The 25495-nt window shown below is 70.6% G+C and carries 24 protein-coding genes, 3 pseudogenes and 1 riboswitch; of the genes and pseudogenes, 11 read left to right on the top strand and 16 right to left on the bottom strand.

Going from position 1 to position 25495, the window contains the following annotated elements; translation table 11 throughout:
- Positions 1-769: 769 nt before the first annotated feature.
- On the bottom strand, positions 770-895 hold the full coding sequence (locus ACZ42A_RS04860; protein WP_468525689.1) for a hypothetical protein: 126 nt from the start codon (positions 893-895) through the stop codon (positions 770-772).
- Between the two features lie 135 nt (positions 896-1030).
- Here ACZ42A_RS04860 and ACZ42A_RS04865 point away from each other — a divergent pair, with 135 nt between their 5' ends.
- On the top strand, positions 1031-2185 hold the full coding sequence (locus tag ACZ42A_RS04865) for a PP2C family protein-serine/threonine phosphatase (RefSeq protein WP_468525690.1): 1155 nt from the start codon (positions 1031-1033) through the stop codon (positions 2183-2185).
- Here the strand turns inward: ACZ42A_RS04865 and ACZ42A_RS04870 are convergent.
- A complete protein-coding gene (locus tag ACZ42A_RS04870; RefSeq protein WP_468525691.1) occupies positions 2178-2333 on the bottom strand; it encodes a hypothetical protein in 156 nt (51 codons plus the stop codon). The two genes, ACZ42A_RS04865 and ACZ42A_RS04870, sit on opposite strands and share 8 nt — an antisense overlap.
- Positions 2334-2423: 90 nt before the next feature.
- On the opposite strand from ACZ42A_RS04870, the gene ACZ42A_RS04875 reads away from it, so the two are divergent.
- The 3 genes from ACZ42A_RS04875 (at position 2424) to ACZ42A_RS04885 (ending at position 5456) form a co-directional block, all read left to right on the top strand.
- Positions 2424-2768, top strand: a complete 345-nt coding sequence (locus tag ACZ42A_RS04875; RefSeq protein WP_468525692.1) for a methyltransferase domain-containing protein — start codon at positions 2424-2426, stop codon at positions 2766-2768.
- 718 nt (positions 2769-3486) lie between these two features.
- Positions 3487-4746, top strand: coding sequence for a globin domain-containing protein (locus tag ACZ42A_RS04880; RefSeq protein ID WP_468525693.1), 1260 nt, complete (start codon positions 3487-3489; stop codon positions 4744-4746).
- 77 nt (positions 4747-4823) lie between these two features.
- Positions 4824-5456, top strand: a complete 633-nt coding sequence (locus ACZ42A_RS04885; protein WP_468525694.1) for a pyridoxamine 5'-phosphate oxidase family protein — start codon at positions 4824-4826, stop codon at positions 5454-5456.
- 140 nt (positions 5457-5596) lie between these two features.
- On the opposite strand, the pseudogene ACZ42A_RS04890 reads toward ACZ42A_RS04885, so the two are convergent.
- Both ACZ42A_RS04890 and ACZ42A_RS04895 read right to left on the bottom strand, forming a co-directional pair.
- Positions 5597-5876 (bottom strand): annotated as a pseudogene (locus ACZ42A_RS04890) (hypothetical protein); the annotation flags it as partial.
- A 627-nt stretch (positions 5877-6503) separates the two neighbouring features.
- A pseudogene (locus tag ACZ42A_RS04895) lies at positions 6504-7058 on the bottom strand (IS5 family transposase); the annotation flags it as partial.
- Between the two features lie 154 nt (positions 7059-7212).
- Between ACZ42A_RS04895 and ACZ42A_RS04900 the strand changes: the two are divergent.
- The 4 genes from ACZ42A_RS04900 (at position 7213) to ACZ42A_RS04915 (ending at position 10152) form a co-directional block, all read left to right on the top strand.
- Positions 7213-7470 carry a hypothetical protein gene (locus ACZ42A_RS04900; protein WP_468525695.1) on the top strand — a complete coding sequence of 86 codons (258 nt, stop codon included), beginning with the start codon at positions 7213-7215 and terminating at the stop codon, positions 7468-7470.
- Positions 7471-7499: 29 nt separating this feature from the next.
- Positions 7500-9005, top strand: coding sequence for an MFS transporter (locus ACZ42A_RS04905; RefSeq protein ID WP_468525696.1), 1506 nt, complete (start codon positions 7500-7502; stop codon positions 9003-9005).
- A gap of 364 nt (positions 9006-9369) precedes the next feature.
- The gene (locus ACZ42A_RS04910) at positions 9370-9492 is read left to right on the top strand and encodes a hypothetical protein (RefSeq protein WP_468525697.1); all 123 of its coding nucleotides are present in this window, start codon (positions 9370-9372) and stop codon (positions 9490-9492) included.
- 15 nt (positions 9493-9507) lie between these two features.
- Positions 9508-10152: a protein-L-isoaspartate(D-aspartate) O-methyltransferase gene (locus ACZ42A_RS04915; protein ID WP_468525698.1), complete on the top strand. Its 645-nt coding sequence runs from the start codon at positions 9508-9510 to the stop codon at positions 10150-10152.
- 9 nt (positions 10153-10161) lie between these two features.
- On the opposite strand, the pseudogene ACZ42A_RS04920 reads toward ACZ42A_RS04915, so the two are convergent.
- The 3 genes and pseudogenes from ACZ42A_RS04920 to ACZ42A_RS04930 all read right to left on the bottom strand — a co-directional run.
- Positions 10162-10401: pseudogene (locus ACZ42A_RS04920) on the bottom strand (MBL fold metallo-hydrolase); the annotation flags it as partial.
- Positions 10402-10689: 288 nt separating this feature from the next.
- Complete coding sequence (locus ACZ42A_RS04925; protein ID WP_468525699.1) at positions 10690-11073, bottom strand: VOC family protein; 384 nt, start codon at positions 11071-11073, stop codon at positions 10690-10692.
- A 259-nt stretch (positions 11074-11332) separates the two neighbouring features.
- Entirely contained in the window at positions 11333-12526 is a 1194-nt protein-coding gene (locus tag ACZ42A_RS04930) for an MBL fold metallo-hydrolase (RefSeq protein WP_468525700.1), read from the bottom strand.
- 126 nt (positions 12527-12652) lie between these two features.
- Here ACZ42A_RS04930 and ACZ42A_RS04935 point away from each other — a divergent pair, with 126 nt between their 5' ends.
- Both ACZ42A_RS04935 and ACZ42A_RS04940 read left to right on the top strand, forming a co-directional pair.
- A complete protein-coding gene (locus ACZ42A_RS04935) occupies positions 12653-13831 on the top strand; it encodes a Glu/Leu/Phe/Val dehydrogenase dimerization domain-containing protein (RefSeq protein ID WP_468525701.1) in 1179 nt (392 codons plus the stop codon).
- 20 nt (positions 13832-13851) lie between these two features.
- Entirely contained in the window at positions 13852-14451 is a 600-nt protein-coding gene (locus tag ACZ42A_RS04940; RefSeq protein ID WP_468525702.1) for a TetR/AcrR family transcriptional regulator, read from the top strand.
- A 102-nt stretch (positions 14452-14553) separates the two neighbouring features.
- On the opposite strand, the gene ACZ42A_RS04945 is transcribed toward ACZ42A_RS04940, so the two are convergent.
- The 3 genes from ACZ42A_RS04945 to ACZ42A_RS04955 form a co-directional block, all read right to left on the bottom strand.
- Positions 14554-15339, bottom strand: coding sequence for an SGNH/GDSL hydrolase family protein (locus ACZ42A_RS04945; protein WP_468526141.1), 786 nt, complete (start codon positions 15337-15339; stop codon positions 14554-14556).
- 126 nt (positions 15340-15465) lie between these two features.
- Positions 15466-16173 carry a DUF6250 domain-containing protein gene (locus ACZ42A_RS04950; protein WP_468525703.1) on the bottom strand — a complete coding sequence of 236 codons (708 nt, stop codon included), beginning with the start codon at positions 16171-16173 and terminating at the stop codon, positions 15466-15468.
- Positions 16174-16374: 201 nt separating this feature from the next.
- Positions 16375-17325 (bottom strand): M23 family metallopeptidase, encoded by a 951-nt coding sequence (locus ACZ42A_RS04955; RefSeq protein ID WP_468525704.1) that lies wholly within the window; start codon positions 17323-17325, stop codon positions 16375-16377.
- Positions 17326-17329: 4 nt separating this feature from the next.
- Positions 17330-17488, bottom strand: a riboswitch (cyclic di-AMP (ydaO/yuaA leader).
- 717 nt (positions 17489-18205) lie between these two features.
- Here ACZ42A_RS04955 and ACZ42A_RS04960 point away from each other — a divergent pair.
- Positions 18206-19003 (top strand): tyrosine-protein phosphatase, encoded by a 798-nt coding sequence (locus ACZ42A_RS04960; protein WP_468525705.1) that lies wholly within the window; start codon positions 18206-18208, stop codon positions 19001-19003.
- A gap of 21 nt (positions 19004-19024) precedes the next feature.
- Here the strand turns inward: ACZ42A_RS04960 and ACZ42A_RS04965 are convergent, their stop codons facing one another.
- The 6 genes from ACZ42A_RS04965 to hpnH form a co-directional block, all read right to left on the bottom strand.
- A complete protein-coding gene (locus ACZ42A_RS04965) occupies positions 19025-19144 on the bottom strand; it encodes a DUF6126 family protein (protein WP_468525706.1) in 120 nt (39 codons plus the stop codon).
- Complete coding sequence (locus ACZ42A_RS04970) at positions 19141-19773, bottom strand: helix-turn-helix domain-containing protein (protein ID WP_468525707.1); 633 nt, start codon at positions 19771-19773, stop codon at positions 19141-19143. Before ACZ42A_RS04970 ends, ACZ42A_RS04965 begins: the two co-directional genes overlap by 4 nt.
- Before the next feature lie 73 nt (positions 19774-19846).
- Positions 19847-21274: an aspartate aminotransferase family protein gene (locus ACZ42A_RS04975; RefSeq protein WP_468525708.1), complete on the bottom strand. Its 1428-nt coding sequence runs from the start codon at positions 21272-21274 to the stop codon at positions 19847-19849.
- A complete protein-coding gene (gene dxs, locus ACZ42A_RS04980) occupies positions 21271-23283 on the bottom strand; it encodes a 1-deoxy-D-xylulose-5-phosphate synthase (protein ID WP_468525709.1) in 2013 nt (670 codons plus the stop codon). The genes ACZ42A_RS04975 and dxs overlap by 4 nt, the downstream gene beginning before the upstream one ends.
- 27 nt (positions 23284-23310) lie before the next feature.
- On the bottom strand, positions 23311-24468 hold the full coding sequence (gene ispG, locus ACZ42A_RS04985) for a flavodoxin-dependent (E)-4-hydroxy-3-methylbut-2-enyl-diphosphate synthase (RefSeq protein ID WP_468525710.1): 1158 nt from the start codon (positions 24466-24468) through the stop codon (positions 23311-23313).
- Between the two features lie 4 nt (positions 24469-24472).
- Positions 24473-25495: an adenosyl-hopene transferase HpnH gene (gene hpnH, locus ACZ42A_RS04990; protein WP_468525711.1), complete on the bottom strand. Its 1023-nt coding sequence runs from the start codon at positions 25493-25495 to the stop codon at positions 24473-24475.

Consider the following 25495-nt stretch of genomic DNA (forward strand, 5'->3'; position numbering starts at 1 on the left):
GCCGCGCGGCAAGCAGGCTTACGCATGGTGGTCCTCGCCGCTGCCTCGCGTGTGTCTCGAAACGGACCCCTTCCTTCTGCAGCCCCCTTGTGCGGCTGAGGCTGGACAGGATCCGGTGGAGTGATCATGCCGCTCGCACGGCGTTTCAACCGGAGAGCACGGCCGGCCGACCGGCTCTCACGGGCCGGGGGTGAGTCGGCGAGGGCCACAGTCTTACGTCGCCCATGCCGGTGTGCCCCTGTGTACGGAACTGGACGGGTTCGACTGGGACCTGTTCGTGGAGCGTCTGCTCGGCGATGCCTGAGCACCCCCTTGGACGAGCGTCGCTGACCCCTCCCAGGACGAGGAACACCTTTCGGATGTGGAGTTCGACATGACGACATTGACCGCCGCGGCGTCGGGATCGTTCACGATCGGCGCCGACCTGACGGTGAACCGCCTGGGATTCGGTTACATGGCCCCCACATGCCGGCCGCTGATCGCACAGCTTCCACCGGCTCACGACCAGCGACAAGGGGTGTGGCCCCCGGCGCACGAGACACACACCCCGGCGCTCACTTCAGCCGTCCACCACCCTCAGTCGATGTGACACATGTCACAGGAAAATTTGGACAGACTGGGGCAAACTTAGTGGCTTGTGCATGAAGTAGCTGAGGAGTCTCACGCCGCATGGCCCACGGAGCCCGCCCCCGCCACCCTGCACACCTTCGACCGGATCTGGCCCGGGTACGCGACCGTGATCGCTGCCGGGTATGGGGAGTCGTCGCCATCAGGGCCATCGGGTGCAGTTCTCCTCGATACAGGCCCGGTACGAGTCGGCCTGGAGCTGGACCAGATCGTGAGGGGAGGAGGCCCGTGCCGCGCCCGCCGCATAATCGAACGAAAAATCGAGCACACCAGGAGTGTGTGCCGGGATCTTGGATTTGGTATCAGGCGGATCTGCGGCCAAGCCGGAGGCCTCAGTGCTTCACATGGCGGGAGTTCGGTCCCTCAGGAGCTCACCAGAGCGTCAGCGAGGCAGCCTGAATCCATGGCGTCGCTCTTTCGCCCATCTTCTCGACCAGGAGCGGACGCTCACGGCAGGGTCCTGCTCACACTGGCGCAGTGCCTGCCGTTCGTGATCGCGCTGGCCGTGCTGACCATCGAGCTCACCCCTGCCCACTTCATCTACACCGGCCCCCTTCTCACCGCGGTGCCGGCGCTGGCAGCGGTGACGATGGGTCCCAAGCGCACGGCCTCGGCAGTGGCCCTTACGCTGGCGATCAGCGTGACCACAGCCACCTACAACCAGGCATGGGGCACCCTGCAGGTCTACACCAACTTCCTGGCTCTGACTCTGGTCTCCACAGCCGGTTTCATCATCAGCAGCGCCGTGCGTGCGTACCGGCGGCGCGAGCTCGACCAGGTCCGCCGGATCGCCGTGTGCGCACAGGAGGTCATTCTGCGGCCGCTCCCCGAGCGTCTGGGCCCGGTGCGGGCGGCCGGCCTGTGCCTCGCGGCCGGCACCGGGGCACAGGTCGGCGGTGATCTGTACGAGGCCGTCCAGACGCGGTATGGCGTCCGGATGATCGTGGGAGACGTCCGCGGCAAGGGGCTGACCGCCATGCGCGCGGTCGCCACGGCACTGGGCGCCTTCCGGGAGGCCGCGCACTACGAGGAGGACCTGGTCCAGGTCATGAACCACTGCGCCGCCGCGCTGCGCCGGGAGGCCGCCGTGCCGGGCGCCTATCCCGAGGAAGCCCTCATGGAGGGATTCACCACCGCACTCATCGCCCAGATACCCCACGACGAACCCGTAATACAGCTGGTCAACCGCGGCCACCCACCCCCGCTGGTACTGCACGAGGGCCGGACCCAGACCTTGATGCCCACCACACCGCTTCCGCCCCTGGGCCTGGAAGACCTGATGCCCGACCTTCCCGAAAAGCCGGAGAGCCACCCCTTCGCACCCGGCGGCCGCCTGCTCCTGTACACCGATGGCGTGATCGAAGCCCGCAACCCCGACAACACCTTCTTCCCCCTGCCCGAGACCATGGAATCGATCAGCTTCAGCACCACCCCTCAGGAATTTCTTCACCAACTGCACCACGCATTGATCCACCACACGGAAGGTCACCTCGCAGACGACGTAGCCATGATCCTGGCCGACCGGCTCGACGAAGGAGCCGGCATCCCGGTCACCTGAGCATCTCCTCCAGGTCGGCCAGCGTGTCGGCGGCCGGCGTTCCGGAGCGGGCCTCGCGGATAGCGATGCACGTGGCGGTGAAGTCCGCGAGTTCGAGGATCAGGTCGAAGAACTCGCCCTGATCGCGAGCGAAGGTTGCCCCGAGCACTTCGCCCCGCGCTCGTCTGGTCCGCCAGCAGCGCCCGGATCACTGGCAGCGCGTTCAGACGCCCACGGCCTCCCCGCCGAGCCCGGCACGGTGGGCCGGGCCAAGATCGACCGGGTGCTCATGCACGTCGCCGAGCCGGCCGGTGTGCTGGAACAGCATCACCTGGTCACGCGGCCAGGAGCGCGGATCGGTCTGGCCGAGCCGGAGTGGGACGCCCTGGTGGTCGATGCCGAGGATCTCGACACGAGCCGCGCGTTCACGCGTTACACCGCGTCGGAAGTGGTCCGTCACGCCACCATCGGCCGCAGGCCAGCCCGTCTCGCGGAGCAAACATGCGGCTTCGTTGTCGAGACGGTGAGGGCCACGACACTGGTCTTTTCCGAGGGGCCCTTCTTCGCCTCCTTCACCCTCGTCGCCGTGATCCGCGCCCGCTGACGAGGAGCCGGGACTCGCGCGGTGACAACTGCGCCCGTCCCGACTGCCGATCGGGAGGCCGGTGGTCCCAAAATCAAGCGGCCACCCGGAGCCACCTCACGACGTGGTTCGACAAGTCCGCGTGGGACATGCTCTATGACATCTCCAGCGTCTGCGCTGATGCCGTGCGGGCTCAACGCGGGGCTGATCAGTTGGCTGCTGGTGCTGTGGCGTGTCTCGGTCTTGCCCTGTTCGCAGCGGTTCGCGGCTGATCGGCCTGGCGTTGTCGGCATGGCGGGCCTCCTGGTGGTGCTTATCAAGCGCCAGATGTACGGACGAGCAGCCTGCGCGCTCCCGGCTACCGGATCCTGCTCGCCTGAACTACCCTGCGGCGTTACCGAATTCGCGACAGAGCCGGCCAATTCACAGTCCCCCGCTCAGCGGCCCCCACACTCGTGAAACGCTCCCGCACAATGGCGGCGGTATCCCACACTGGCGACGGCAGGAGCGATGTCGCATTCGTCCGTTGGATGCCCCGGTTACTTCTGAGTCACCTCCCTGTTCGGGTACGGTCCGGAGCTGCTTGATCCGTTTCTCGCTCCGACACGCCGTGAGGACCCATGCATGCCAGTGAAGTCCCCGCCCGACGTGCCCATCGGGGGTGCCGCTCCCATGCGGTCGGCCTGCGGTCAGCCCGGGTCCGGCCGTCTCGAATACCGGGCGGCGGAGCGGTGATCCCATGAGATTTCGCCTCACACGCCCCGGCAGACGGCCCGCGGTCTCGTACGCGGAGCATCCGGCACCTATCCCAGCCCCGCCCACCGCCCCGCCCACCGCCCCGCCCGCCGTCGTCGTCGTCGAGGCGCCTTTGTCCGCCCACGAGATACAGCTCATCCGTGCCTCGGTTTCCGTGGTCGAGCCCCTCGCCGCAGATATGACGGTCTACTTCTACGCGATCCTCTTCGCCCGTTATCCAGAGGTACGGCCGCTGTTCCCGCCGGGGATGGACACCCAACGCGGCCGCCTGTTGCGCGCGCTGCTGCGGATCGTCGACCTGGTCGACGATCCGGAGAACCTCGTCCGATTCTGCGCACACCTCGGGCGCGACCATCGAAAATTCGGCACTCTCCGGGAGCATTTCCCCGCCGTGGGCGAATGCCTCCTCGCCTCTCTCGCCCGGTACGCCGGTCCGGCCTGGAACCCGGACCTCGCCGCCGCGTGGACCAAGGCGTATGGAGCCGTGGCCGACGTCATGATCGGCGCTGCCGAGGAGGACGCGAAGACACGGCCCGCCGTCTGGCCCGCCACGATCGTGCGCCTCGTCCCCTGCGGGCACGGCATCGCCGAGCTCACTCTGCTGCCCGACATGCCCTACGAGTACGCCGCCGGTCAGTACGCCAGCATCGAGACGCCCTGGCATCCCAAGCAGTGGCGCTACTACTCCCCCGCCAACGCGCCCCGCGAAGACGGCACCCTCACCGTCCACGTCAGGGCGGTGCCCGGCGGGATGGTCAGCAACGCGCTGGTCCATCGAGCCCAGGTGGGCGACGTGGTCCGCCTCGGACCGCCGATGGGCGACATGGTGCTGGACGCCGCCGTCCACAGCGACTTGCTCTGCGTGGCCGGCGGCACTGGCCTGGCCCCCATCCGCGCGCTCGTCGAAGAGGTGGCCCGACGCGGCGGCAGGCACCAGGTGGACCTCTTCCTCGGCGCCCGCACGGGCGCCGAGCTGTACGGGGTGGACGACATGCTGCGCATGGCGCAGCGGCATCACTGGTTGACGGTCAGGGGGGCGGTCTCCGACGAGTACGTCCCAGGGATCCGGGGTTCCCTGCCTGAGGTCCTGGCCGAGTACGGACCGTGGTACCACCACGACGTCTTCCTCAGCGGTCCGGCCCCCATGGTCACTTCAGCCCGAGAGACGCTCACACTCAGCGGCACCTCGCCGGACCGCATCCATTACGACCCGTTCGACACCCCCGTCCTCGCCACCCCCTGAGGTGCCGGCCCCGGGCCCGAACCTGCCTGTCGCCCTCCTTCCCTTCCTTCCTTTCCTTCCCGCCTGGAGAACACTCCGTGACTTCGCGCCCGACGCCCTTCGGATCAGCAGGCGAACACCTTCTGCAGCAGCAACTGGGCACCGCCGACCGCGCCCACAGGTTCTACGACCAGCAAGTGCGTCCCTGCCTCACACCCCAGATGCGGGACTTCATAGGCCGCCAGTCCATGGTCTTCCTGGCCACCTCCGACGCGCGGGGGGAGTGCGACGCCAGCTTCCGAGCGGGCCCGCCGGGATTCGTCCACGTGATTGACGAACACACCCTGGCCTACCCGGAATTCCGGGGGAACGGTGTGCTCGCCAGCGCGGGCAACATCATGGAGAACCCCCACCTCGGCATGCTGTTCGTGGACTTCACCCACGACCGGATCGGCCTTCACGTCAACGGCGTGGCCCGCCTGTACACCGACACGAACCTGCGCTCACTCCACCCCGGACTGCCGTCCGACGTCGCACCGGGGCGCGGCCCCGAGCTGTGGGTGCACCTGAGCGTCGAGGAAGCCTATATCCACTGCTCCAAGTACATACCCCACATGACACAGTCCCCCCGCCCCATGCCTCACGACAGCGCGCGCCCCAAGGACGCGCAATACTTCACCGGCCCTCGGCACGCCGCCCACCCGGCCTCCCATCAACCTGACGCCACCTGACGGTAGCCCCTTGGCCCCCCCGGGCGCGGCAGCTCCTACGAGGATCACGATTCGTGCGGCGGCTGCTCGACGACCCGGCGATGACACGGCCGAACCACTGCGAGGACTCAACGCCCTTGCGGCAGACGTGCAGTTGCAGCGAAGGGGCACCACAGGATTTGGAGGAGGTCCGCGTCGGGCCGGCAGGGGAAGGGAACGTCGCGGGCGTACAGCTGGGCGACGGGGAGGAGGGATCGGGCCGTCGAACCACGGGCGGCCCGCCCTGATCCGCTCCAAGGTCTCCAGTTCCTCGGCGGGCCACAGGAGCGGCCCGCCGACGGAGCTGTCGTGCACGGTCGGCGACTCCGGCCGCGCCAGCGGGGCTGGTTGAGGGAAGAGCGGGAGCGCCTCGGTGCCGCACTCCGGGCAGCGGCGGGGCATGGGGTCGGAGAGGCCCCAGCGGGACCAGCCGCCGGTCTTCCAGCCGGGCGAAGTGGACAGCTCGTTTCCGTAGAACTCCTGCGGGGTGGCAGGGCAGCAGCCGTCCCACCGGCTAGGGTCGCCCAGCTCCTGCCGCAGCTCCTTGTCCAGCTCCATGAAGGCGGGGTACTCCGTGACCTGCTCCGGTGCCAGCAGGGAGGGCTCCGGGAGATAGCCCTGGGACTTGATCGCGGGCGGTTCGGGCGGCCCGTCGACGACGTCGGTGACGGTGGTGGCGGAGCGCCAGAAGACCGCGGTGCGGGCGTGGGCCGGGAGGCCGGGCTGCCGAGGTGCCGTCGGCTTGCCATCACCGCGTGGTTATGGCGGAGGAGCCGGATGTCATCCGGGGACAGAACCCTGCGTGTCGCACTCCTCTCGTGCGGTCCTCCGCAGTGCGGCCACGGTTCGTCGGCGGGCCACAGGAGCGGGCCACCGACGGAGCTGTCGTGCACGGTCGGGGCCCCGGGGCGCGGGTGCAGCCGGGTCGCCGTGCGCGCCAGCGGGCCAGCGGGCCAGCGGGCCAGCGGGCCAGTTGAGGGAAGAGCGCGGTCACGTCGACTGGCCGCGGCGGGGTGGTACGGATGGCGTTCATAGCGGTGATGCTGCCAACAGCGTCTGACAATGGGTGTACCGATCCACGTCAGCTGACACCACACAGCTTCCCTGAGTCAGCAGGGTCTCGTAGCGCGTGGCGATGCCGCGCCACTGCTTCAGGCGGTTGATGCGCCGTTCGACGGTGTTGCGCTGTTTATAGGTCTCGCGGTCGAACGCCGGCGGTCTCCCGCCCCGGCTGCCCCGCCGCAGCCGATGGCCACGTTGATCTGCTGGCACGCGGATCACCGCACGGATGCCACGCTTGCTCAGGTGGTCGCGGATCGCGCGGGAGGAATACGCCTTGTCGGCCATGACTACGTCCGGCCTGGTTCGGGGCCGTCCGCGGCGACGCGGTACACGGACGTCGGCCATGACCTCCATGTAAGTGGGTGCGTCGCCCGCTTGGCCGCCGGTCAGGACGAACGCGAGGGGACGACAGCGGCCGTCCGCAGCAAGATGGATCTTCGTTGTGAGTCCCCCGCGCGACCGGCCGATGGCGTGGTCGTGCGGCTCGGCCGCTGGGGCCCTTTTGCGGGCCCCAGCGGCGTGCCCAGATCAACGTCCCACTGATCCAAACGAGACTGCCTAGGTGCGCCACCACGGTTGGCTCCTGACCCCACCTCAGGGCGAGTGCGGGTGGCGGCTCGCCGGGCCACGGCTATGGTGGTCGGAGGGGCCGCGACTGCTGGTGAACGAGGTCTCCATGAGTGGATCGGTCACTCCTCTTGGCGTCGAGGGCGCCATGGGCCGCGGCTATGCGCGGCCGGGCGGCGTTCCAGCCTCCCTGTCCAGCGCGCTGGACCTCAGCCGGGACCTCAGCCGTGAGACCGGCCGCGCCGACGGCGAGGTCGACGCCGTGGAGGAGGCGTTCGCCGCCGGGATGCGCACTCGTGTCGCCGCCGGCCCGGGAACCGTCGAAACCCACTGGCATGTCGTCCCGCTACGCATCGCACGCGTGTGACCGGCCCGGAACATCAGGTGAGGCGCCCCATGACGCGAGCCCCGGACCGGCCGCCAGGCCCGCGGCGGCGCGGGGCGCTGGCCGTGCTGCTTCTGGCGGCGTTCATGGGCATCCTCGACGTGCTGATCGTCAACGTCGCCGCCCCGTCCATCCAGCGTGACCTGCACGCGAGTTTCGACGACATTCAGGTGGTAATCAGCGGATACGTCCTGGCGTACGCCGTGGCGCTGACCACCGGGGCGCGGCTGGGCGACTCGTATGGCCAAAAACGCGTCTTCCTCCTGGGCGTGCTGGGGTTCACGGCGTTCTCCGCCGGATGCGCGGTGGCGCCGTCGGCCGGTGTGCTCATCGCCCTACGACTCGGCGAGGGGCTGGCGGCAGCCCTCATGCTGCCGCAGGTGCTGGCGCTGATCCAGGTGATCTTCCCGTCGGAGGAGCGGGCCCGGCCTCTCGCGCTGTACGGGGCGACGCTGGGACTGGGGGCGGTCCTCGGGCAGATCATCGGCGGCGCCCTGATCCGCATGGACGTCCTCGGTCTGGGGTGGCGGTCGGTGTTCCTGGTCAACGTGCCCGTCGGGCTCGCCGTGGCGGCATGCGTACCCGCCACGCTCCCAAAGCGCAGGCTCGCCCGGCGGCACCCTCTGGACATCCCGGGACTGCTGCTGACAGCGGTCGCCATGACGCTGCTGATCTTCCCGCTCATCCGGGGCAGCGCCGACGGCTGGCCCGTCTGGGTCTGGCCGGCCTTCGCGGGGTCGGCCCTGGCCCTGGTCGCGCTGTGGTACGCCGAGCGTCGACGGGAGAACCGGGCCGCAGCGCCACTGGTCCCTCCGTCGCTCTTCCGCAGGCCCGGGTTCCGGATCGGGCTGGCCATCGCCCTGATCTTCTACAGCGGCAACTACGGGCTGTTCCTGCTGCTGGCCTACGTGTTCCAGGACGGCCTGCACCTGTCGCCGCTCGCCTCCGGCATCGGGTTCCTGCCGCTGGGCGTCGGGTTCGCCGCCGCGTCAATGGCGAGCCGCCGGCTCACCGCCCGGTACGGCAGCCGGGTCCTTCTGGTCGGCGCTGTGACCATGGCGATCGGCTACGTCGTGCTCATCGCCACCCTGGTGCCGGGCCCGGCGTCCTCCGGACCTCTCACGGCCCTCGCCGTGGCGCCCGCGCTGCTGGTGTCCGGGGCCGGACAGGGGATCGTCTCGGCGCCGCTCATCGGGGTCGTCCTGGCCACCGTCCGCCGCGAGGACGCCGGGGCGGGGTCCGGAATGGTGCTCACCACGAACCAGCTCGCGAGTTCCCTCGGGGTCGCCGTACTCGGTGCGCTCTTCGTCGCCCTCCTCGGCGCCGATCCACAGGACACGGGGGCGCGGCTGGACGAGCGGGACTTCACCGCGGCGCTCATGGGCTGCTCCTGGCTGCTGCTCGCCTTGGCGGTGGCCGTCGGCCTTCTGGCCTGGCGCCTCCCCCGCGGGGACCAGACCCGCCATCCCGCGCCGGGCGGCACGGAAGGACCGTCCCACCGCGTGGACCGCGGGTGAACCACGGGTGATCCCGGGACGGGAACGGCCGTCCTGGGGAACGTGTGCGTCACGCGTCCGGTGGCCGCCGGGGTGCCGGGGTGCCGGGCGGGCCGCGTATCCTCCCATGCCTCCCATGCCTCCCATGCCTCCCAGGACACCGGCCGCCGCGACCAGCAGGGTCGCGGTGATGCTCACCCGCAACAGCAGCGTTCCGATGGCCGCGCCGGTCAGCACCGCCACCAGACCGATCGCGGCGAGCGCCGCCGTGTGTCTCGGTGTGCCGTGTGCTCGGTGTGTTGAGCGGCCTGAGACTCACCTGCTGACTCGTCGCTGGTCCCCGGGTTGAGTAGCGCGGGTCGGTCCGCGAGCGGACCCTGGGAGCATGGAAGGGCATGCGATCCCGACCCGGGCCGTCGTCGCCGGATTCAGGGAGTTTTCCGCGGACAACCGTCGGGTGCTGCTGACAGGCTCGGAAGCACTCTTGCTGATCACCAGCCTCACCTGAACATTGCGCAGACCCATGGGGCATGAGTCATCTCCCGAGGATCTGGTCCGAGCGGCGCGGGCCGTCGGGGTGACGGACGAACGGCTGCTCGAGGCCGTCCGGGTCACCCCGCGGGCGGAGTTCGTCCCCGCCGAGCACGTGGCGTCCGCCTACTGGGACACGCCCGTACCGCTCCCGCACGACCAGGTGACCACCCAGCCCTCGCTGGTCGCCATGATGGTGTCCGCGCTCGGCCTCACCGGAGGCGAACGCGTCCTGGAGGTCGGCACCGGCTACGGCTGGCAGACCGCTCTGCTGGCCCGCCTCGCCGCGTATGTGGTCAGCGTCGAACGCTGGCCGGATCTGGCCGAGGAGGCCCGCCGCCGGCTCGCCGGGCACAGCATCGAGAACGCCGCGATCGTCCTCGGCGACGGGACCCTCGGTGTGCCGGCCCGTGCTCCGTACGACGCCGTCATCGTCTGCGCGGCCTTCCCCGAGGTACCGGAGCCGCTGGTCGCACAACTGCGGACCGGCGGCCGGCTCGTCCAGCCCATCGGCCCGGGTGGACGGGACCAGGTCGAACTGTACGAGCGAGGAGCCCGCGGTCTGGTGCACCGCGCGACGGTCACGCCTGCCCATTTCGTCCGCCTGTACGGGGCCCATGGCTACCATCAGCACTGATACGTGCCGCGTCTCGGCCGCGACCTCGGTACGTGGGGGGCGGCGGCGCCACGGGGGGGCGATCGGATGGGACACCCCACGCCACCAGGGATCAGAAGGCAGCCTCCCCGCAGGCTCGAACGGCGCGCCAGGTCGGAGGAACGCCACCGCCTGGCCGGCCTCCTCGGCCGCGCCGTTCGCCCACTCCCCCGGCTCCGCCCACGCATGCGGAGCCAGGTTGAACGTGGCCCAGTGGATCTGCACGACAACCGAGCAGGCCGCCTACAGCGCCTTCGCCGCAGCCACGTCACGGTGCGCGTCGTCGCCCCGGCCCTGCACCCGGTGACCGCCGGGGCTGTGGACTTCACGGTCTGCCGGGCCCACCAGCACGCCGCCGGGACGAGGAAAAGGGGGACCTGCAAAAGAAGCCGCCCGGCGGCATCGCCACCGAGCAAGGACAAAAGCCCACGCCGGTCGTGTCACCGCTGGGCAGCGCGGGGACTCCCCGCAGTTCGAGCCCGTCCTGGAGAAGGTCCCGCCAGAATGGCCGCGGAAGCGTCAGGAAGTCATGGCGGCTCGGTCGGACTCGCTGCGCAGAACGCAGAACTCGTTGCCTTCGGGATCAGCAAGGACGGCCCAGCCAGAGCCATCGGGATTCCGGCGATCGGTGACAAGGGTGGCACCGAGGCCCAGCAGCCGTTCCACCTCCTGCTCACGCGAGGTCTCAGGGCGCAGACACAGATGGATCCGGTTTTTGATCGTCTTGGCCTCGGGCACCTGGTTGAAGTACAGCACTGGGCCCTCCGCCAGCAGCACCTGAACCTCCGGATCACCCGGTCTGTCCTCCGGGTGCAGCGGACGGCCAGTCACCCTGCTCCAGAACAGGGCCAGTTCATAGGCATCCGCACAGTCGATCGCAACGTTCTGCAATACCGAGACCATGCGCGCGAGCCTTCCTGATTTCCACTCCAGACGCCACCGAGTTGCGCGCGCTCTTCGCGCATACAGCTCGGCGTGCGCGCACTGGAGTGGGCGTGGCTCCCCTATGGCATGCCCCCGCCTCCGGCGAATGCGCGGGGGACTTCGGTACGTAGCCGTAGCTCAGCGATCCACGATGCGAGTCCGGACGACAACAGGGAACGAACCTTCGGGATACGGGCCGGCAGGCGCACGATCCCGGTGAGGTCGTCCTCGCCCGCCGTCACCGATCACCCGCCAGGTCAAGCTCGTCCCTTGGGGCCTCGGCGGGAGCCTGCACGGGCTGGGGCCCGCGCCACGGACGCTCGATCGACGCGGACACCGCGCGCCACCATGGCTCGGCAGGCAGCTTGCCGCTCGGTTCGAAGGGTTCGCCGGGGCGGGGCAGAGCGACCGCCTGACCGGCCTCCTCCGCGGCGTCCTTGGTCCACTCCCCGGGCTCCGCCCACGCGTGCGGCGCCAGGTTGAACGTGCCCCAGTGGATCGGCAGGAGCACCCCGCCCGGGCTGCCGCCCTGGAGGTCGAGGTGGGCCCGAACGCCCTCCTCGGGGGTCATGTGGATGTCGGGCCAGAAGTCGCTGTACGCCCCGATCTGGATCATCGTGGCGTCGAAGGGGCCGTACGCGGCGCCGATCTCCTGGAAGCCCGTGAAGTACCCGGTGTCGCCGCTGTGGAATATGCGGTGCTCCTCGCCGGCGACGGACCAGGACGCCCAGAGGGTGTGCTGGGTGTTGCGCAGGCCTCGGCCGCAGAAGTGGCGGGCCGGGGTGGCGGTGAGGGTGAGACCGCCGACCCGGGTCGACTCGTACCAGTCCAGTTCGCGCAGGCGGGCCGGGGAGACGCCCCAGGCCTCCAGGTGGGCGCCCACGCCGAGCGGCACGGCGAAGAGGGTGTCCGTGCCGGCCAGCGCTTTGATCGTGGGCAGGTCCAGGTGATCGTAGTGATCATGCGAGATGACGACGACGTCGACCGGGCCGAGTGCCGCCAGCGGGAGCGGTACGGGGTGCAGCCGGCGTGGGCCGGCGAAGGGGAACGGGGAGCAGCGCTCGCCCCAGACGGGGTCGAAGAGCACCCGCTGCCCGTCGATCTCGGCGAGGACGCTGGAGTGGCCCATCCAGGTCAGCCGCAGCCCGGTGGCGGGGGGCTTGGCGATGTCGGCGAGGGTGGTGGGGTGGACCGGCACACCGCCCTGGGGGGTGCGGCGGGGGCGGGCGTCCTTGTCGAAGTAGACCTTCGCGAACTCGCGGGCCGAGCCGGACGGCCGGGTCCGGGCGGGTCCGCCCGGGTTCTGGAAGACGCCGTCCTTGAAGTGGGGCGATCTGCGGATCCGCGCGAGGCGCTCACCGCCGGGGTCCGCGCCGAAGGCCTCGGGCCGCAGGGCGCGCAGCCCGGAGCTCAGGGATCGGAAGCCGGCCACGGTACCTCCAGGTGGAGTCGGTGAGGCTCCCATTATGGTCCGCCCCGCCGACACCGCGTTGACAGGTCCGGAGGACGGTCCCGATACTGACTCGCCATTCAGTAAGTCCCCCTCCAGGAGCCCGCCGTGCCCGACCCCCTGCTCTCGCTCACCTGGACCGACCATGTCACCGGCCACCGGGGCTTCCTGGTCGTCGACCGGCTGGTGCGCGGGGTGTCCAGCGGCGGCCTGCGGATGCGGGCGGGCTGCACGCTGGACGAGGTCGCCGGGCTCGCCCGCGGGATGACCATGAAGGAGGCGCTGCACTACGACCCCTCGAGCCGGTACGTCCCGCTGGGCGGCGCCAAGGGTGGCATCGACTGCGATCCGCGCGACCCGGCGGCGTACGGGGTGCTGGTGCGGTATCTGCGGGCGGTGCGGCCGTACGTCGAGAGCTTCTGGACCACCGGCGAGGACCTCGGCCTGACCCAGGAGCTGGTGGACCGGGCCGCCGCGGAGGCCGGGCTGGTCTCCTCCGTCCAGGCCGTCCATCCGCTGCTCGACGACGAGGCCGCCGCCCGCGAGCGGCTCGCGGACGCCTTCGCCGTCGAGGTGGACGGGATCGGCCTGGCCGAGCTGGTCGGCGGCTGCGGGGTCGCCGAGGCGGTGCTGACCGCCCTGGACCGGGCCGGAGTGGCGTACTCCGGTACCCGGGTCGCCGTCCAGGGACTGGGCACCATGGGCGGCGCCACGGCTCGCTTCCTCGCCCGCGCGGGGCTGACCGTCGTGGCCGTCGCCGATGTCGAGGGCACGCTCGCCAACCCGGCGGGCCTGGACGTCGAGGCGCTGCTCGCCGCGCGGGACGCGTACGGCACCGTGGACCGCTCCGCGCTGCGCCCCGGCGATCGTGCACTGCCCGGCGACGCCTGGCTGTCGGCGGACGCGGAGGTGCTCGTCCCGGCGGCGGTCTCCTACGCGATCGACTCGGCCAACGAGGGGCGGATCACCGCCCGGTGGATCGCGGAGGCCGCCAACCTGCCCGTCCTCCCCGAGGCGGAGGAACGGCTGTCCGCGCGGGGCGTGACCGTGCTGCCGGACGTCGTGGTCAACTCCGGGACGAACGCCTGGTGGTGGTGGACGCTGTTCGGGGACGTCGGCGCGGACGCGGACGAGGCGTTCGGTCACGTCCGCCGTGCGCTGCGCGCGCTGACCGACCGGATGCTGGCCCGCGCGGAGGCCGACGGGACCACCCCGCGGGCCGCCGCGCACGCGCTCGCCGGGGAGCGGCTGCCGGTGCTCGCCGAGCGGTTCGGGTGGTACCGGTGACGGGCCGTTAGGGTGACCGAGTGGCGAGAGTGCGGTTGAGCGTGGCGGAGCGGCGCGAGGAGTTGCTGCGGGCCGCGGTGGAGCAGATAGAGGCGCGGGGCGTGGCGGCGGTCCGGATCGCGGACGTGGCCTCGGCGCTCGGGGTGAGCAACGCGCTGGTCCTCTACCACTTCTCGACGAAGGAGAAGCTGGTCGCCGCCGCGTTCGCGTACGCCGCCGAGGACGATCTCGCCCGTCTGCGCGGGCTACTGGGCCGCCGCACCACCGCGCTGCGCCGGCTCCGCGCGGCCGTACGGTGGTACGCCCCCACGGGCCAGGCCAAGGGCTGGCGGCTGTGGATCGAGGGCTGGGCGGCGGCGCTGCGCGAACCCGCGCTGCGCGAGGTCACCCGGGACCTCGACCGGCAGTGGAAGGCCGCCCTGACCGAGGTCATCGCCGAGGGCGTGGCCGCGGGCGAGTTCCGGTGCGCGGACCCGGCGGGCACCGCGCTGCGCCTCACCGCCCTGCTCGACGGGCTCGCCGTACAACTCACGTCGTACGGGGGCACGGTCTCGCGCGCGCGGGCACAGCGGTGGGTGGACGAGGCACTGGCCCGGGAGCTGGGACTGTCGAACGCCTAGGCCGGGTGGGGCTCCGTCGAGTTCGCGCACCGCCGTGAGCGTTACAGCGGCCTCGATCTCGCACGGAACCCCATACAACCCGCACCCGGGCGGGACCGCGGCTCACGCCACCGACGCGATCCGCATCTTGATGTCGTCCGGCGACAGGGTGCCCTTGGCGGTGACGTGGTCGCCGGAGGATTCGCCGCGCAGGCGGCGGCCGATCCACGGCACCAGGTACTCGCGCGCCCAGTGCACGTCGTCCCGCCGGACCTCCAGGGTGCCGCGCGGCGGGAGCGGCGGCCAGGGCTGTTCGGGGTCGGCGGGGACGGGCAGGCCCAGCGCCTGGCCGGCGCGCAGCGCGACCCGGGTGTGGCCCTCGGGCGAGAGGTGCAGCCGGTCGTCGTCCCAGGCCCGGCGGTCCTGGACGGACTTCAGGGACCACAGGTCGAGTACGGGGCAGCCGTACCGGTCGGCCACGGCCCGGACGTGCCCGTTGTACGTCGCGATCTTTCCGCGCAGGTGCTTGAGCAGGGGCACGCCGCGAGTGTCGAAGCCGGTCGTGACGAGCACGGTGCCCGCCGCAGCGGTCAGCGCGGCGACCGCCCGCTCGAAGCGCTCGGCGACGTCGTCGGGGTCGGTGCCGGGCCGGATGATGTCGTTGCCACCGGCACAGAAGGAGACCAGGTCGGGCGCCAGTTCGACGGCCCGCGGCACCTGGTCCGCCACGATCTGGTCGAGCAGCTTTCCGCGCACGGCGAGGTTGGTGTACCGGAAGTCGCCCTCGGGCCGCCGGTCCGCGAGCAGCACCGCGAGCCGGTCGGCCCAGCCGACGAACGCCCCGTCGGGGCCGGGGTCGCCGACGCCCTCGGTGAAGCTGTCCCCCACCGCCACGTACGACCCGATCACTGATCTGCTGTCATTCTTCGAATCGTCTGCCACGTCGGCTCATGATTCACCTTCGAATGTGACCTACGCGACCGTAGGCAGGGGTTGACGGGCGGTGAGATAAGCCACTCTTCAAAGATTGGTCAACTACGGAATAAGCCGCCACACCCGGAAGTCGCTGACCCGGAAATGGCTCCACACCGTGCGGAAGGCGAAGTGCCCCGCGGTGTACGGCTCGGGGTCGGTGTAGTCGAAGACGAGCCGCCCGTTGTTCCACCACTGGACGGTCGATCCGGCGGAGACGATCCGCACCCGGTTCGGCTCGTTCGGCACGAGCAGCGGCTCGGTGTAGTCGTACACAAGCGGCCGGACCCCGGCCTCGCCGACGTACCGGCGCAGCCGGGTGGTGGTGTTGTAGTTGGCGCCGTATCCCGCGTAGTACGTCGTCAGGTGGTCGTACTCGGCCAGCGCGCCGCCGCGCGGGGTGGCGAAGAGGTCGTCCGGGGAGCGGACGTCGGTCGCGTTCCAGAAGTTGTTGAGGTCCGAGACACGGTCGTTGGCGCCGCCCGCCGAGACCGCGGTGGCGGTGTACTCCAGGACGTACGGCCCTTGCAGCCGCTGTCTGAACCACACCGTCGCCCCGCTGGGCACGTCGATGTCCAGCACCCCGCGGGAGGCCGTGACCGTGCCCCCGTCCTGGAGTTCGGTGACCCACTGGCCGAGGCCGTGGCGGAAGTCGTCGCGGGCGACGAGACGGCGCCGGCGGGGCGCGGCCTGCGCGGTCCCGGCCGGGGCGAGAGCGGCCAGGGCGGCACCGGCGGCCAGGGCTCCGAAAGCCCTGCGTGTGGTCGTCACGGGATACGGCTCCTTACGGGAGGGAAAGCGCTTGCTCCATCGACAGGGATCACTGTGTCCCGGCACTCACGCCCTTGTCGATCCCCCGCGCACCCCCGCCACACCATCGCAACGAAACACCGAAGGCCGGACCCGGGGATCGGGGTCCGGCCTTCGGTGGCGCGTGCGGCCGGGGTCAGGAACCGGCGCGGCGGGATGGGGTCAGAGGGAGACGCCCTTCGTGCGGAGGTAGGAGACCGGGTCCACGTCCGAGCCGTAGTTCGGGGTGGTGCGGATCTCGAAGTGCAGGTGCGGGCCGGTCGAGTTGCCGGTCGAACCCGAGAGACCGACCTGCTGGCCCGCGGTCACGGACTGGCCGGCCGACACCGAGAGCGAGGACAGGTGGGCGTACTGGGCGTAGTAGCCGTCGGCGAGCTTGATGACGACCTGGTTGCCGTACGCGCCGGCCCAGCCGGCGGAGACGACGGTGCCCGCGCCGACGGCCTTGAGCGAGGTGCCGGTCGGGACGACGAAGTCGACACCGGTGTGGTAACCGCTGGACCACATGCTGCCCGCCACCTTGTAGGCGGTGCCGACGCCGGCGCCGGCGACGGGGGCGGTGTAACCGGTGGAGGCGGTGGTGGTCTGGGCGGCCGTGGAGGCCTCGGAGGACGACGACTCGGCCGCCTGGGAGGACTCGGACGGCGCCGAGGAGTCGGAGCGCTGCGTCGACTGCGACGGCTGCGCCGGCTTGGCGGCCTCGGAGGACGAGGACTTCGGCGCGGCCGCGGCGGCCTTCTTGCCGAGGGAGAGCTTCAGGCCGGGGTGGATCAGCGACGGGTCCTCGCCGACGGCGTCGCGGTTGTCGGCGTAGAGCTTCTGCCAGCCGCCGGCGACATTCTGCTCGTCGGCGATCTTCGAGAGGAAGTCGCCCGACTGCACGGTGTAGGTACGCACACCGGAGTTCTTCACGGCGGCCTTCTTCTCCGCCGTCTTCTGGACGGAGGCGACCGACTGGACGGCCTTTTCGGGAACGGACTGCGGGGTGGCGGCCTGGGCGCCGGCGGCCCCCATCAGGGGCAGGGCGAGCGCGGCGCCACCGGTTCCGGCGACGGCGATGGAACGGGTGAAGCGCTGGGTCTTCGGACGGCGGTGCTTACCCTTCGCGGGCATGGCGAATTCCTCTCCGGCGCCTGCGAGGTGAGCTGTCGGGTGCGGACTGGAGATGTCCGGCCGCGCCGAGGCGCGGCTTGACCCCAAGCCTGTTTCCGGAGACCGGAGCAGGCGGTGTACCTGTGGGTCCCCCGCTCCTGCCGTGCACGGGTGAGTTTGCGCGGAGACCAGGCGGCGGCAGGATTCGGCGTTCCGCCTGGATCGGTGTGGAACGTAAGCGACCAAGACGCACAGGGACAAGCGAAAGGTTGCCCACGGGCGCTTTTCGATCTTTTCCGTCACGGAATTCGCGGTCACCCTCTGTGGATTACAGAGCCTTCTCTGCGCGCAAACGCCCTTGAAAGACGCATGAATTACGTGAACATGACGGACGACTCACCGTCACGGATATGACGCTCCTCACGTGACACCGCTCCAGAACTCTTTGATCCAGAGCGAGTTACAACGAAGGCGCCAATTCGGACAGTTCACTCAGATGCGGCGGAGGTGGAGAACCATCGCATCGAGGTCGCCATGCAGGCCGGGCCGCGGCAGCACGGCACCTCGGCACACTTCGCCCGTTTCGCGTCGTTCGTACGACTCTGTCAGTGCGAGCCGATTGCGGAATTCCGTCCGCTTTCGTCCCGTCTGGTAGTGCACCAGGGACTCGGCCTTGCACGCGCGCGGGGGGCAGTTGGGCAACGCCGATCCGCCAGAAGCCGGACCAGCCGAGGGCGCAGCCGTGGAGGCGCGAGGTGCTTCTCGGCAACATCTGTGGACCGCACCGCCCGGCCGGGTATGCCGCCTGTGGACAACTCATTGCCTCAGGAATCCATGTCGTATGGTCGGAGGCGTGCCCGCCGACGAGCAGCGCCGGCGGGGCCGACTGGGAGGAGCCCACGTGACGCAGCAGGTCCCGTCGACCGAGCCCGAACTGGCCGGAGTGCGCAACTTCCGTGACGTGGGCGGCCTGCCGACCGTCGACGGACGCCGGGTGCGGTACGGAGTGCTCTACCGCAGTGGCCATCTCGCGCACGCCACCGCCGAGGACGCGGTGTTCCTCTCCTCCCTGGGCCTGCACACGATCTTCGACTTCCGCAACGCGGCGGACCAGAAGCTGGAGGGCCCGGACGTCGAACTGCCGGGCGTGCGCAATGTGAACCTGCCGCTGAGCGACCCGGCCGACGGCGCCGAGTTCTGGAAGATGGTGCGGGATGGCGACCTGGACCAGCTGCGGGAGATCCTCGGGGACGGCCAGGCGGCCGGCCGGATGATCGCCTCGTACCGCATGATCATCAAGGAGCGCACCGCGGAGCACTCCCAGGTGCTGCACGCCCTCGCCGAGGACAGCGTGCCCGCCCTGATGCACTGCGCGGCGGGCAAGGACCGCGCGGGTCTGTCGGTGGCGGTGACGCTGCTGGCCCTGGGCGTCGAGCGCGAGGCGATCCTCGCCGACTACCTGGAGTCCAACGCCAAGCACCGGCGCTACAAGGTCCACCGCAGCAGCAGCTCCGCCGCCGCCTACTCCCCCGAGGTCATGGAGCTGCTCAGCCCGCTCTTCGACGCGCGCGCCGAGTATCTGTCGGCGGCGTTCGACACCATCGAGGAGACCTGGGGCGGCGTCGACACCTACCTGGAACAGGGCCTGAAGGTCGCCCCGGAGACCCGGGAGCGGCTGCGGGAGCGGCTGCTCGACTGAGGCGGGCCGCTCCCGTCGGGCCTACTTCGCCCCGACCGCGAACAGCAGGTAGAGGAAGGCGGCGAAGGCGTGCCCCGCCACGACGTAGATGAACAGCCGCACCGAGATCTGGCGGTCGAACTTCTGCTGGATTCGGCTCATGGCGTCTCTCCGGTGCGGTGGGTGGCGGGGCCGAGGCAGAGCGCGGCCGTGGGGCTCTGCAACAGCGTGTGGACGAAGAGCAGGTCGACCCCGTCCTGGTCCTCCGCGGCGATGCGGTGCGGGGTCAGCGAGTCGAAGTGCGCGCTGTCGCCCGGGCCGAGCCGGTGCGCGGTGTCCCCGAGGCGCAGCCGCAGCCGCCCCTTGAGGACGTACAGCCACTCCTCGCCGGGGTGCACGCGCACGATGTCGCCCTGGGAGCCGTGCGGCACATGGACGCGCAGCGCCTGCATGCCGCGTCCCGGCGCACCGGCCTGCCAGTACGTCCAGCCACCCGCCGCGGTCGGTTCCATGCCGGCGGCGCGCACCACGGCGTCCCGGTCGGCGACCGTCTCGCCGAGCAGTTCGGAGACGGTCGTACCGTAGACACGGGCGAGGGCCAGCAGCATGGGCAGCGACGGCTGGCGCCGCCCGGTCTCCAGCCGGGAGAGATGGGCGGGCGACAGCCCGGCCGCGCGGGCCGCCGCCTCCAGGGTGAGGGAGGCCCGGCGGCGCAGGGCGCGCAGCTGCGGGGCCATGGTGGTCAGGTCACCGGACGGCTCGGAGCCGGGCTCGGCGGCGGAGGAGCTCATGACTCCATTCAGCCGGAGCATTGCCCATGAGGCAAATTTCTTGTCTGAGAGGCAAAAGCCAGAGGAAGCCCGGCTACCGGTTGGCCACCGCCTGCTTCATCAGCGTCTTGCCGAAGTCCCACATCAGCCCGCTGCCGCTGTGCGCGTCGTCCATCACGGCCGTGAAGGCGTCCACGAACCGGTCCACCTCCCGCTCCCCGATGATGAGCGGCGGGATCAGCTTGATCACCTCCAGGTGGTCGCCGGAGACCTGGGTGAGGATCCGGTGCCGCTGGAGCAGCGGCACGACCACCATCTGCGCGAACAGGCCCTTGCGGGCCGTCTGGAGCATGGCCCAGTGGCCGCGCAGCTTCAGCGACCGGGGCCGGCCGAACTCGATGCCGATCATCAGGCCCCGGCCGCGTACGTCGGCGAGCAGCTCGTACTTGTCGATCAGGGCGGTGAGCCGGGACCTGAGCAGCTCCCCGGTGGCGCGGACACCGGCGACGATCTGCTGGTTCTCCATGACCGACAGCACCGCCAGGCCCGCCGCCATGGCCTGGGCGTTGGACCCGAAGCTCGCCGAGTGGACCAGCACACGGTCCATCGACGAGTACACCTTCTTGAAGATCCAGTCCTTCCCCAGGGTGGCGCCCACCGGCACATAGCCGCCGGAGAGCGCCTTGGCCACGCACACCAGGTCGGGCTCGACGCCGTCCTCGTGCTGGTAGGCGTAGAAGTCGCCGGTGCGGCCGAGTCCGGTCTGCACCTCGTCGGCGATGAGCAGGGCCTTGTGCCGGTGCAGCAGTTCCTGGGCGGCGCGCAGATAGCCGGGCGGTGCCTCGTACACGCCCTTGCCCTGGATCGGCTCGACGATCAGCGCGGCGACGTCGCCCCGCTTCAGCTCCCGGGCCAGCGCGTCGAGGTCGCCGAGCGGGACGGCCGTGTCCGGCAGCAGCGGGGCGAAGCCGTCGCGGAAGCCGGACTCGCCGTTCACGGACAGCGAGCCGGTGGTCAGTCCGTGGAAGGCGTGGGCGCAGTACAGGATCCTCGGCCTGCCGGTGACGTACCGGGCGAACTTCAGCGCGGTCTCGACGGCCTCCGTGCCGCTGTTGCCGAAGAACACCCGGTCCAGGTGCGGGCTGTGCGCGAGCAGCCGCTCGGCCAGCAGCCCCGGCAGCGGCTGGCAGTCGAAGCGGGTGAGGTCGGCGAGGTCCGCGTCGAGGACGTCGTGCAGCGCCTTGCGGACGACCGGGTGGTGGCGGCCGAGGCCCATCACGCCGAACCCGGCGAGCATGTCGAGGTAGTCGTTGCCGTCCGCGTCCCAGAAGTACGCGCCCTCGGCCCGCTCGTAGACCTTGTCGAAGCCGATGGTGTGCAGCATGCGCGGCAACTGGTGGTTCAGGTACCGGGCGTGCAGCTCGTAGCGTTCGCCGCCGCGCTCGGCCAGCAGCGCGCCGAGGTCGAACTCCCCGGCGGGCGCCGGCTCCGAGGGCTGGGACGCGGATTCCGCGGTGGTCATACGTGGCTCTCCTTGGACGGCTGTGCTTCGACGGCGTCCCCGGCCGGGGCGTGCGGTACGGCTCCCTGCGCGGGCACACCCTCGCCGTCCGCCGCCGCGGGCGGCTCCCGGTCCACAGCCGCGTCGGCCGTCCCCCGCTCCCCCCGGACCGCCAGGCTCGCGCTGATCCGCCCCGCGATCTCGACCGGCGTGAGCCCGATGTCGGCCAGCACCTCGCCGCGCTTGGCGTGGGGGAGGAACTGTTCCGGGATGCCGAACCGGCGCACCGGCACGTCCACGTCGGCGTCGCCCAGCGCCAGCGCGATCGCCGAACCGACCCCGGCCGCCCGGCTGTTGTCCTCGACGACGGCGACCAGGCGGTGCCGGGCGGCGAGGCCGGGCAGCTCCGGGTCGACGGGTTTGACCCACCGGGGGTCGACGACCATGCAGCCGATCCCGCGTGCCTCGAGCAGCTCCGCCGCCTGGAGGCACACCGGGGCCATCACCCCGACGGCGACGAGCAGCACCTCGGCCGCCTCGCTCCGGTGCAGGACGTCGATGCCGCCCACCCGGTCCACCGCGGGGACGACCGGCCCCACCGACTCCTTCGGGAAGCGCACCAGGGTCGGCGCGTCGTCGACGGCGACCGCCTCGCGCAGCTGGGCCCGCAGCTGGTCGGCGTCGCGCGGCGCGGCGATCCTGAGGCCTGGCACGACCTGGAGGATGGACATGTCCCACATGCCGTTGTGGGACGCGCCGTCGACGCCGGTCACCCCGGCCCGGTCAAGCACGAAGGTCACCCCGCACCGGTGCAGCGCCACGTCCATCAGCAGCTGGTCGAAGGCCCGGTTGAGGAAGGTGGCGTAGACGGCGACGACGGGGTGCAGCCCGCCGGTCGCGAGCCCGGCGGCGGAGACCGCGGCGTGCTGCTCGGCGATGCCGACGTCCCACACCCGGTCCGGGAACCGCTGGGCGAACTTTCCGAGGCCGACAGGGTGCAGCATGGCCGCCGTGATCGCCACGACGTCCTCGCGCTCCTCCCCGATCCGCACGATCTCGTCGCCGAACACCGAGGTCCAGGAGGGCCCGCCGGAGGGCTTGAGCGGCTCGCAGGTGAGCGGGTCCATGACGCCGACGGTGTGGAAGTGGTCCTCCTCGTGGGCGAGGGCGGGTTCGTAACCGCGCCCCTTCTCGGTGAGGCAGTGCACCAGCACCGGCCCGTGGAAGCGTTTCGCACGCCGCAGCGCCGACTCGACGGCCTTCACGTCGTGCCCGTCGATCGGCCCGACGTACTTCAGACCCAGGTCCTCGAACATGCCCTGCGGCGCGAACGCGTCCTTGAAGCCCTTCTTGGCGCCGTGCAGGGCCTCGTACAGCGGATGGCCCACGACAGGCGTGCGCAGCAGCACGTCCTTGCCCCAGGCCAGCGCCTTCTCGTAGCCGTCGGTTGTGCGCAGGGTGGCAAGGTGGTTGGCGAGGCCGCCGATGGTCGGGGCGTACGACCGCTCGTTGTCGTTGACGACGATGATCAGCGGCCGGTCCTTCGCGGCCGCGATGTTGTTCAGCGCCTCCCAGGCCATGCCGCCGGTGAGCGCCCCGTCGCCGATGACCGCGACGACATGGCCCTTCTCGCCCTGCACCTCGCGGGCCTTGGCGAGGCCGTCGGCCCAGCCGAGCGCGGTGGAGGCGTGGCTGTTCTCGATGACGTCGTGCTCGGACTCCTCCCGCGAGGGGTAGCCGGACAGGCCGCCCTTGCCGCGCAGCTTGGAGAAGTCCTGACGTCCGGTCAGCAGCTTGTGGACGTAGCTCTGGTGACCGGTGTCCCACAGGATGCGGTCGACCGGTGACTCGAAGACCCGGTGCAGGGCGATGGTCAGTTCCACCACGCCCAGGTTGGGCCCGAGATGGCCGCCGGTCCTGGCGACGGCGTGCACCAGGAAGTCCCTGATCTCGTCGGACAGTTCGGCCAGTTGCGCCTCGGACAGCGCATTCAGGTCGCGTGGTCCCCGGATGCTCTCCAGAATGGTCACGCTCGGCCCCCTTCGGTCCGTGCAGTGTCAGCTCACGGTGACGGCCGGCTCCCCCGACGCGACGCCGTCCTGTTCCATCTGTTCGGCGATCTTCATCGCCTCCTCGATCAGGGTCTCCACGATCCTCGACTCGGGAACGGTCTTGACGACCCGGCCCTTCACGAAGATCTGCCCCTTGCCGTTGCCGGAGGCGACGCCGAGATCCGCCTCGCGGGCCTCGCCGGGGCCGTTCACCACGCACCCCATGACGGCGACCCGCAAGGGCACCGTCATGCCCTCGAGCCCGGCGGTGACCTCGTCGGCGAGCTTGTAGACGTCGACTTGAGCCCGGCCACAGGACGGGCAGGAGACGATCTCCAGCCGCCGTTGCCGCAGGCCCAGCGACTCCAGGATCTGGATGCCGACCTTGACCTCCTCGGCGGGCGGAGCGCTCAGGGACACCCGGATCGTGTCGCCGATACCCTGGGAGAGCAGCGCGCCGAAGGCGACCGCCGACTTGATCGTGCCCTGGAAGGCGGGGCCCGCCTCCGTGACCCCCAGGTGCAGCGGGTAGTCGCACTGGGCGGCGAGCTGCCGGTACGCCTCGATCATGACGACCGGGTCGTTGTGCTTGACCGAGATCTTGATGTCCCGGAAGTCGTGCTCCTCGAAGAGCGACGCCTCCCACAGCGCCGACTCGACCAGCGCCTCCGGCGTCGCCTTGCCGTACTTCTGCAGCAGCCGCCGGTCCAGCGAACCGGCGTTGACCCCGATCCGGATCGGCGTGCCGTGGTCCTTCGCGGCCCGCGCGATCTCCTTCACCCGGTCGTCGAACTGCTTGATGTTGCCCGGATTGACGCGTACGGCCGCACAGCCCGCCTCGATCGCGGCGAAGACGTACTTCGGCTGGAAGTGGATGTCGGCGATCACCGGGATCTGCGACTTGCGGGCGATGGTCGCGAGGGCGTCCGCGTCGTCCTGGGTGGGGCAGGCGACCCGGACGATCTGGCAGCCGGAGGCGGTCAGTTCGGCGATCTGCTGAAGGGTGGCGCCGATGTCCGACGTACGGGTCGTCGTCATCGACTGCACCGAGACCGGGGCCCCGCCGCCGACGGCCACCGGCCCGACGTGGATCTGCCGGGACGGGCGCCGTTCGGCGACCGGCCGGACCGGTACCTCGGGGATGCCCAGGGGAACGGCGGTCATGATGTCACTCCCGGTTTCCGGAGACCGTCTCGCGCATGGCCCGCAGGGACTCCTTCAGGGACCCCATGGTGGCGAGGACGGCGGTGGGCTCGTAGCCGCAGTGGGCCATGCAGTTGGCGCACCGCGGGTCCTTTCCGCGGCCGTACTTGTCCCAGTCGGTCTCCTCGACCAGCTCCCGGTAGGTCGGCACATAGCCGTCGCTCATCAGATAGCAGGGGCGCTGCCAGCCGAAGAGCGAGTAGTTGGGGATCGCCCACGCGGTGCACGGGAAGTCGACCTTGCCCTCCAGGAAGTCCAGGAAGAGCGGGGAGTGGTTGAGCCGCCAGCGGCGCCGGTTGCCGCCCGAGAAGGCCTTCTTGAACAGCTCGCGGGTCTGCTCCACGCCGAGGAAGTGCTCCTGATCGGGCGCCTTCTCGTAGGCGTACGCCGGCGAGATCATCATCTCGTCGACCTTGAGGTCGTCGTTGAGGAAGTTCAGCACCTCGACGACCGTCTGGGGGGTGTCGGTGTTGAAGAAGGTCGAGTTGGTGGTGACCCGGAAGCCGCGCCGCTTGGCCTCCTTGATCGCCTCGACGGCCTCGTCGAACACGCCCTCCTTCGCCACGGACTCGTCGTGCCGCTCGCGCAGGCCGTCGATGTGCACGGCGAAGGCGAAGTACGGCGAGGGCGTGAACTTGTCCATCTTCTTGCGCAGCAGCATGGCATTGGTGCACAGGAAGACGTATTTCCGCCTGGCGACCAACTGGCGCACGATCTCGTCGATCTGAGGGTGCATCAGGGGCTCACCGCCGGCGATCGACACCATCGGCGCGCCGGATTCGAGCACCGCTCCCACGGCCTGTGCGACGGGCATGCGCTGCTTGAGCACCCCCGCCGGATGCTGGATCTTGCCGCAGCCCTCGCACTTGAGGTTGCAGGCGAAGAGCGGCTCCAGTTCGACGATGAGCGGGAACTTGTCGCGCCGGCGGAGCTTCTGTTCAGCCAAGTATGTAGCGACCTTGATGGACTGGCGCAGCGGCATGGCCAT

The organism is Streptomyces sp. NPDC030838 (assembly GCF_055572035.1).

What these genes read in the sequence shown, in the direction of transcription:
- ACZ42A_RS04865 (WP_468525690.1), top strand. Translation starts at nt 1,031, where the DNA reads ATGGCGTCGCTCTTTCGCCCATCTTCTCGACCAGGAGCGGACGCTCAC.
- ACZ42A_RS04880 (WP_468525693.1), top strand. Translation starts at nt 3,487, where the DNA reads ATGAGATTTCGCCTCACACGCCCCGGCAGACGGCCCGCGGTCTCGTAC.
- ACZ42A_RS04900 (WP_468525695.1), top strand. Translation starts at nt 7,213, where the DNA reads ATGAGTGGATCGGTCACTCCTCTTGGCGTCGAGGGCGCCATGGGCCGC.
- ACZ42A_RS04905 (WP_468525696.1), top strand. Translation starts at nt 7,500, where the DNA reads ATGACGCGAGCCCCGGACCGGCCGCCAGGCCCGCGGCGGCGCGGGGCG.
- ACZ42A_RS04910 (WP_468525697.1), top strand. Translation starts at nt 9,370, where the DNA reads ATGGAAGGGCATGCGATCCCGACCCGGGCCGTCGTCGCCGGATTCAGG.
- ACZ42A_RS04915 (WP_468525698.1), top strand. Translation starts at nt 9,508, where the DNA reads ATGGGGCATGAGTCATCTCCCGAGGATCTGGTCCGAGCGGCGCGGGCC.
- ACZ42A_RS04925 (WP_468525699.1), bottom strand. Translation starts at nt 11,073, where the DNA reads ATGGTCTCGGTATTGCAGAACGTTGCGATCGACTGTGCGGATGCCTAT.
- ACZ42A_RS04955 (WP_468525704.1), bottom strand. Translation starts at nt 17,325, where the DNA reads ATGCCCGCGAAGGGTAAGCACCGCCGTCCGAAGACCCAGCGCTTCACC.
- ACZ42A_RS04965 (WP_468525706.1), bottom strand. Translation starts at nt 19,144, where the DNA reads ATGAGCCGAATCCAGCAGAAGTTCGACCGCCAGATCTCGGTGCGGCTG.
- ACZ42A_RS04970 (WP_468525707.1), bottom strand. Translation starts at nt 19,773, where the DNA reads ATGAGCTCCTCCGCCGCCGAGCCCGGCTCCGAGCCGTCCGGTGACCTG.
- ACZ42A_RS04975 (WP_468525708.1), bottom strand. Translation starts at nt 21,274, where the DNA reads ATGACCACCGCGGAATCCGCGTCCCAGCCCTCGGAGCCGGCGCCCGCC.
- ispG (WP_468525710.1), bottom strand. Translation starts at nt 24,468, where the DNA reads ATGACCGCCGTTCCCCTGGGCATCCCCGAGGTACCGGTCCGGCCGGTC.
- hpnH (WP_468525711.1), bottom strand. Translation starts at nt 25,495, where the DNA reads ATGGCCATGCCGCTGCGCCAGTCCATCAAGGTCGCTACATACTTGGCT.